The following is a 5932-nucleotide window of genomic DNA, read 5'->3' as shown; positions in this document are numbered from 1 at the left end:
CGCCCGGCTCGCCGCTCAAGACGCTCAGCTATGCCTATCATCTGGATGCGGGGCTGTATGCGCGGCACTTGCGGGGAGTGGCCGAGGGAGCGGGCGTCCGACGTGTCGAGGGGATGATCGAGCGGGTGGAGCGGGACCGCGACATCCAGGCGGTCGTGCTGCGCTCGGGCATGCGCATCGAGGGTGATCTGTTTATCGATTGCACCGGGTTTCGGGCGCTGCTGATCGGGCAGGCGATGGGGGCGGCGTTCATCGACTGGAGCGAGTGGCTGCCGACGGATGCGGCAGTGGTGACGCAGACGAGGGCCGTAGGGCCGGCAGTACCCTACACGCGCGCGATCGCGCACGGTGCGGGATGGCGATGGCAGATCCCGTTGCAGCATCGGGTGGGCAACGGGCTGGTCTATGACCGGGCGCACCTGTCGGACGATGAGGCGCAGGCGCGATTGCTGGCAGCGGTAGAAGGCGAGGTGTTGATCGAGCCGCGCACCATCCGCTTCAAGGCGGGACGGCGCAGCGAGGCGTGGCGGGGCAATTGCGTGGCGATCGGGCTGGCCGGCGGGTTCGTGGAGCCGCTGGAGTCCACCGCCATCCATCTGGTGATGATCGCGGTCACCCGGCTGCTCCAGATGTTCCCGTTCGACGGCGATTGCACGGCGCTGGCGCGGCGCTTCAACGATCAGGCCGCGGCCGACCTGGAGCGGATCCGCGACTTCATCGTGCTGCATTACGTGCTGACCGAGCGGGACGATACGCCGTTCTGGCGGCGCGCGCGGACCATGGCGATCCCCGACACGCTGAGCGAGCGGATCGCGCTGTTTCGCGACAATGCGATGGCGTATCAGGCGGGCGACGAGCTGTTCCGCGTCGATTCCTGGGTGCAGGTGATGATGGGGCAGGGAGTGATGCCGCGGCAGCATCACCGGATGGGGGCGATCATGGGGGAGGCGCGGTTGCGGCAGGTGATGGACGACATGCGGGGGCAGGTGGCGCGGCAGGTGGCGGCGCTGCCGGCGCATCAGGCGTTTCTGGAGCGTTACTGCCCCTATCCGCGGTAAGCGGCGGTGCTGCCGCGGACCAGGAGTTCGTGGGGCAGGGTGAACTGCTGTATCTGCGTCTCGTCCCGGCGCAGGGTTTTCACGAGCAATTCCACCGCCTTGCGGCCGATCTGCGCCTTGGGCTGGGCGATGGTGGTCAGCGCAGGCTGAGAGAAGCGGGCAAGCGGCAGATCGTCGAACCCCGCGACGGACACATCATGGGGGCAGGACAGACCGGCGGCGGCAACCGCGCTGATCGCGCCGAACGCCATCTCGTCATTGAAGCAGAAGATCGCGGTCACCTGCCGGCCAAGCAGCATGCGCGCCTGTTCGAAGCCGGAACCGGCGGAATAATCGCCGACATGGACGTGCAGGCGGTCCGCGATCCCGTAACGCTCCGCCGTCAGCATGGCGGCCGACTGGCGGTGGTGGGTCAGCGGACTGATCGGCGGGCCGGTGACAAGGCCGATGTCGCGGTGACCGAGCGCGATCAGATGCTCCATCATGTCGGTGCTGGCCGCTTCATTGTCGATATACACGCCCGAGACGCCGAGTTCCGGGCTGTATTCGCAGCCGTTGACGATCGGCGCGCCGGCCTGCGAGACGATGTCGCGCAGGCTTTCGGGCAGGCGGTGGCCGAGAAAGATCATGCCGTCCACCTCGCGCCGCGACAGCATGGCGGCATATTGATCCTCCACCTCCGGATCATGACGGGTGTCGCCGAGGACAACGGCATAGCCGGCATCGCGCGCCGCCTCCTCCGCACCCCGGATGACGCTGGCGAAGAAGGGATTGGAGATATCGGGCACGGTCAGCAGGATCTTGGCCGCGCGCAGGGTGCGCAGGGTACGGGCCGCGACGTTGGGCGCGTAGCCCAGTTCACGCACCACGGCCAGAACCCGGTCCCGCGTCGGTTCGGCGACACGGTCAGGCTGGCTGAGCACGCGCGAGACCGTGGCGGTGGACACGCGCGCCATGGCTGCGACTTCGATGATCGTCGGCATGCTGTGCTCCATGGGGCCATTCCGGCATCAATGTCGACCGCTAAGAGCCTGTTTGAAAATGCGTTGAAACGCATTTCGCGGTGCGGGCGCGCTCTTCCGCGGATTTCTGAACGGCCACGAAGCGCCCGTTTGCAAGGGTCCGCAACACGTGCCGTGATCGCAGCACCTTTTACGCAGCGAAGCCACAGGCATTTGCATGCTCCGACAAAAGTTCCCGGTTGCGATCGAATGTAAACCTTTACATGGGTTCGTGATCTGCTTAGCCTGCTGAATACGAAGCGGGAAAACTGCACGCGGAGAGGTTTGGGCATGGCCGTTGCCGATAGGTCGATACACGTTACTGCGAACCCAGCGGACGGATGGTTGACGGGGCGCCTGAGTGCGCTGATGTTCATGCAGTTTTTCGTCTGGGGCGCGTGGAACGTCACGCTTGGCCTGGCGATGCAGACGGTTGGCGTGGGCCACCTGATCGCCAATGCCTTTTCGGTAGGGCCGATTGCGTCGATCGTCGGATCGTTCCTGCTGGGCATGGCGGCGGCACGCTATGTCGCCCCGCGCATGCTGATGGTGATCCTGCACCTGGTTGGCGGAGCGATCCTGTTCATGCTGCCGGGGCTGCTGACGCCGGATAGCGGCACGACCTTCGTCTGGCTGCTGCTGGGCTACATGATCCTGTATATGCCGACCGTCGGGCTGGCGAACACGATCGCGTTGAAGAGCTTTGGCGAGCGGACGGATAATTTCCCGTTCGTGCGCGCCTTCGGTACGCTCGGCTGGATCACGGCGGGCCTGATCATCGGCTGGGCCGGCCTGTCCGCCAGCCCGGAGATCTTCCGCGTCGCCGCCGTCGTGTCGATCGCGCTGGGCCTGTACAGCTTCACCCTGCCCAATGTCGCGTCGGACACGCCGCGCGACGAGGGCGTCGTCCGGCAGGTGCTGTGCGTCGAGGCGTTCAGCCTGATGAAGCAGCGCTCGTTCCTGATCTTCGTGACCTGCGCCACGCTGATCTCCATCCCGCTGGCGATGTATTATGCGTATGCCTCCGCCTATGTCGGCGCGGCGGGGATCGAGAATGTCGGCGGCACGCTGGCGATCGGCCAGATGTCCGAGCTGTTGTTCATGTTCTCGATGCCATGGCTGTACCGCCGGTTCGGGGTGAAGCCGCTGCTGCTGGTCGGCATGGCGGCCTGGGCGCTGCGCTATGCCCTGTTCGCCATCGGTGACGGCGGGGACTCGCTGTGGGCGATCTATGTCGGCGTGGCGCTTCACGGCGTATGCTATGATTTCTTCTTTGTGGCGGGTGCGATCTATACGGGTACGATCGCGACCCCCAAGGGCGTGAACGCCCAGGCGCAGGGTATGCTGACGCTGTTCACCTATGGTCTGGGCATGCTGCTCGGGTCGCAGATCGGCGGGCTGCTCTACGCGCAACTGCCGGCCAACCCGAGCATCGCCGACTGGCATCAGATGTGGTGGTATCCGGCGATCGCGGCGGCGGCGATCGCGATCCTGTTCCAGTTGACCTTCCGCGACGACCAAAAGGCACAAGGCAAGATGGAGGCCGCAATATGACGGGTATGAAGGGGCCGGGAATCTTCCTTGCGCAATTCATGGGGCAAGAGGCGCCGTTCGATACGCTGGAGCATATGGCCGAGTGGGCCGCGGGCCTGGGTTATGTCGGCGTGCAGATCCCGTGCAATTCGCAACTGATCGATCTGAAGACCGCGGCCGAAAGCCGGGACTATTGCGACGACCTGCGTGGTACGCTGGACCGTCACGGCATTGCGGTGACCGAATTGTCCACGCATCTGCAAGGGCAGCTCGTCGCGGTGCATCCTGCCTATGACACGCTGTTCGACGGGTTCGCGCCGCCGGAAGTACATGGCAAGCCGGCCGAGCGGCAGGCCTGGGCAGTGGAACAGGTGAAGATGGCGGCGCGGGCGAGCGCCAATCTGGGGCTGAACGCGCACGCGACCTTCCCCGGCGCTCTGGCCTGGCCCTATGTCTATCCCTGGCCGCAGCGGCCCGCCGGGCTGGTGGAGGAGGCGTTCGCCGAACTCGCCCGGCGCTGGGTGCCGATCCTGGACGTGTTCGAGGAGGCGGGCGTCGATTGCGCATTCGAGGTGCATGCCGGCGAGGACGTGCATGACGGCGCATCTTGGGAGCGGTTCCTGGCGGCGGTGGGCGAGCATCCGCGCGCGCGGCTGTTGTTCGACCCGTCGCACTTCGTGCTGCAACAGCTCGACTATCTCGACTTCATCGACCGGTATCACGATCGCATCTCGTGCTTCCACGTCAAGGATGCGGAGTTCAATCCGACCGGGCGTTCGGGCGTCTATGGCGGCTATCAGGACTGGGTGGACCGGGCCGGGCGCTTCCGTTCGCTCGGCGACGGGCAGGTCGACTTTTCGGGCATCTTCAGCCGGATGGCGCAATATGGCTATTCGGGCTGGGCAGTGCTGGAATGGGAATGCGCGCTGAAGCGGTCCGAGGACGGGGCGCGGGAAGGCGCACCGTTCATCCGCGATCACATCATTCGCGTGACCGATCATCCGTTCGACGACTTCGCCAAGAGCGGCGTGGACCGGGCGGCGATCCGCGCGATCCTGGGATTGCCGGCCGATGGCGGTGCCGCATGACGCGGCTTCGCCTGGGCATGGTCGGCGGCGGCGAGGGTGCCTTTATCGGTGCGGTGCACCGGATGGCGGCGGCGCTGGACGGCGAGTGGCAACTGGTCGCGGGGGCGTTCAGCAGTGACGCGGCGCGCAACGTGCGCAGTGGCGCGGCGCTGGGGCTGGATGAGACCCGCGTCTATCCGTCGCTGGACGCGCTGCTCGAAGGCGAGGCGGCGCTGCCCGAGGGCGAGCGGATCGACGCGCTGGCGATCGTGACGCCCAACCACCTGCATGCGCCGATGGCGATCAGCGGCGCTGGAGGCGGGCTTTCACGTCTTTTGCGAAAAGCCGATGGCGATCAGCGGCGACGAAGCCCGCGCGATTGCCGCGGCGGCGCGCAAGAGCGGGCGGCATTTCGCGCTGGCCTTCACCTATAGCGGCTACCCGCTGATCGAGGAGGCGCGCCTGCGCGTTGCGCGCGGCGATCTGGGCACGATCCGGCTGGTGCAGGTGGAATATCTGCAAGGCTGGTTGAGCCGGCCGATCGATACCGACGGCAACAAGCAGGCCGAATGGCGCACCGATCCGGCACGAGCCGGGATGGGCGGCTGCCTTGGCGATATCGGCACCCATGCCTTTCACCTGGCCGAGCATGTGTCGGGACTGGCGGCGGCGTCGGTATCGGCGGACGTCGCCATCCATGTGCCCGGACGGCGGCTGGACGACGATGTCAGCGCGTTGCTGCGCTTTCCCGGTGGCGCGCGCGGCACGCTGAAGGCGAGCCAGGTGGCGGCCGGCGAGGAAAACGGCCTGCGGCTGCGCATCCACGGCGAGCATGGCGGGCTGGAATGGGCGCAGATGGAGCCCAATACGCTGGTGATGCGCTGGCTGGACCGGCCGGCCGAGACCCTGCGCGCGGGTGGGCCGGGATTGCAGCCTGAAGTGGCCGGGCTGTTCCGTACACCTAGCGGTCATCCGGAAGGATATATCGAGGCTTTCGGCAATCTTTACCTCGCCTTTGCCGCTACTATACGGGGCGACGACGGGGCCGCCCACCCGGGTGTGGCGGACGGATTGCGGACGATGGACTTTATTGAGGCGGTTCTCGCCAATGCGGGGTCCGACCGAAAATGGACCGATATCGGTCCGGGAGAGAATGCATGAAGTTGCTCATTGGCCTGGCCGTGATGGGTGCCGCGTCGGCGGCGTTGGTGTTCGGGTCGGAGGCGACCCAGGCGCAGGGCGCGGCGCCGGCTGCGTTTGCCGCGTGCAAGGC

General features: G+C 66.4%; 4 protein-coding genes and 1 pseudogene. 4 read left to right on the top strand and 1 reads right to left on the bottom strand.

Translation table 11 applies throughout. The annotated features are described in order from the left end of the window. The coding region (locus Q0U08_RS17085) for a tryptophan halogenase family protein (RefSeq protein ID WP_298092814.1) at positions 1–1058 on the top strand (1058 nt) is incomplete at its 5' end. Here Q0U08_RS17085 and Q0U08_RS17080 read toward each other — a convergent pair. Continuing rightward, positions 1046–2041: a LacI family DNA-binding transcriptional regulator gene (locus Q0U08_RS17080; protein WP_298092812.1), complete on the bottom strand. Its 996-nt coding sequence runs from the start codon at positions 2039–2041 to the stop codon at positions 1046–1048. The two genes, Q0U08_RS17085 and Q0U08_RS17080, sit on opposite strands and share 13 nt — an antisense overlap. A 309-nt stretch (positions 2042–2350) precedes the next feature. Here Q0U08_RS17080 and Q0U08_RS17075 point away from each other — a divergent pair, with 309 nt between their 5' ends. From Q0U08_RS17075 to Q0U08_RS17065, 3 genes and pseudogenes are all read left to right on the top strand, one after another. After that, entirely contained in the window at positions 2351–3613 is a 1263-nt protein-coding gene (locus Q0U08_RS17075) for an MFS transporter (protein WP_298092810.1), read from the top strand. Then, positions 3610–4680 carry a sugar phosphate isomerase/epimerase gene (locus Q0U08_RS17070; RefSeq protein ID WP_298092807.1) on the top strand — a complete coding sequence of 357 codons (1071 nt, stop codon included), beginning with the start codon at positions 3610–3612 and terminating at the stop codon, positions 4678–4680. The genes Q0U08_RS17075 and Q0U08_RS17070 overlap by 4 nt, the downstream gene beginning before the upstream one ends. Further along, a pseudogene (locus Q0U08_RS17065) lies at positions 4677–5820 on the top strand (Gfo/Idh/MocA family protein). Before Q0U08_RS17070 ends, Q0U08_RS17065 begins: the two are co-directional and overlap by 4 nt. The last annotated feature ends 112 nt before the right edge of the window (positions 5821–5932 follow it).

The sequence above is a fragment of the uncultured Sphingomonas sp. genome, from assembly GCF_946477935.1.
GTDB lineage: Bacteria > Pseudomonadota > Alphaproteobacteria > Sphingomonadales > Sphingomonadaceae > Sphingomonas.
This window is presented reverse-complemented; position numbering and strand designations above follow the sequence as displayed.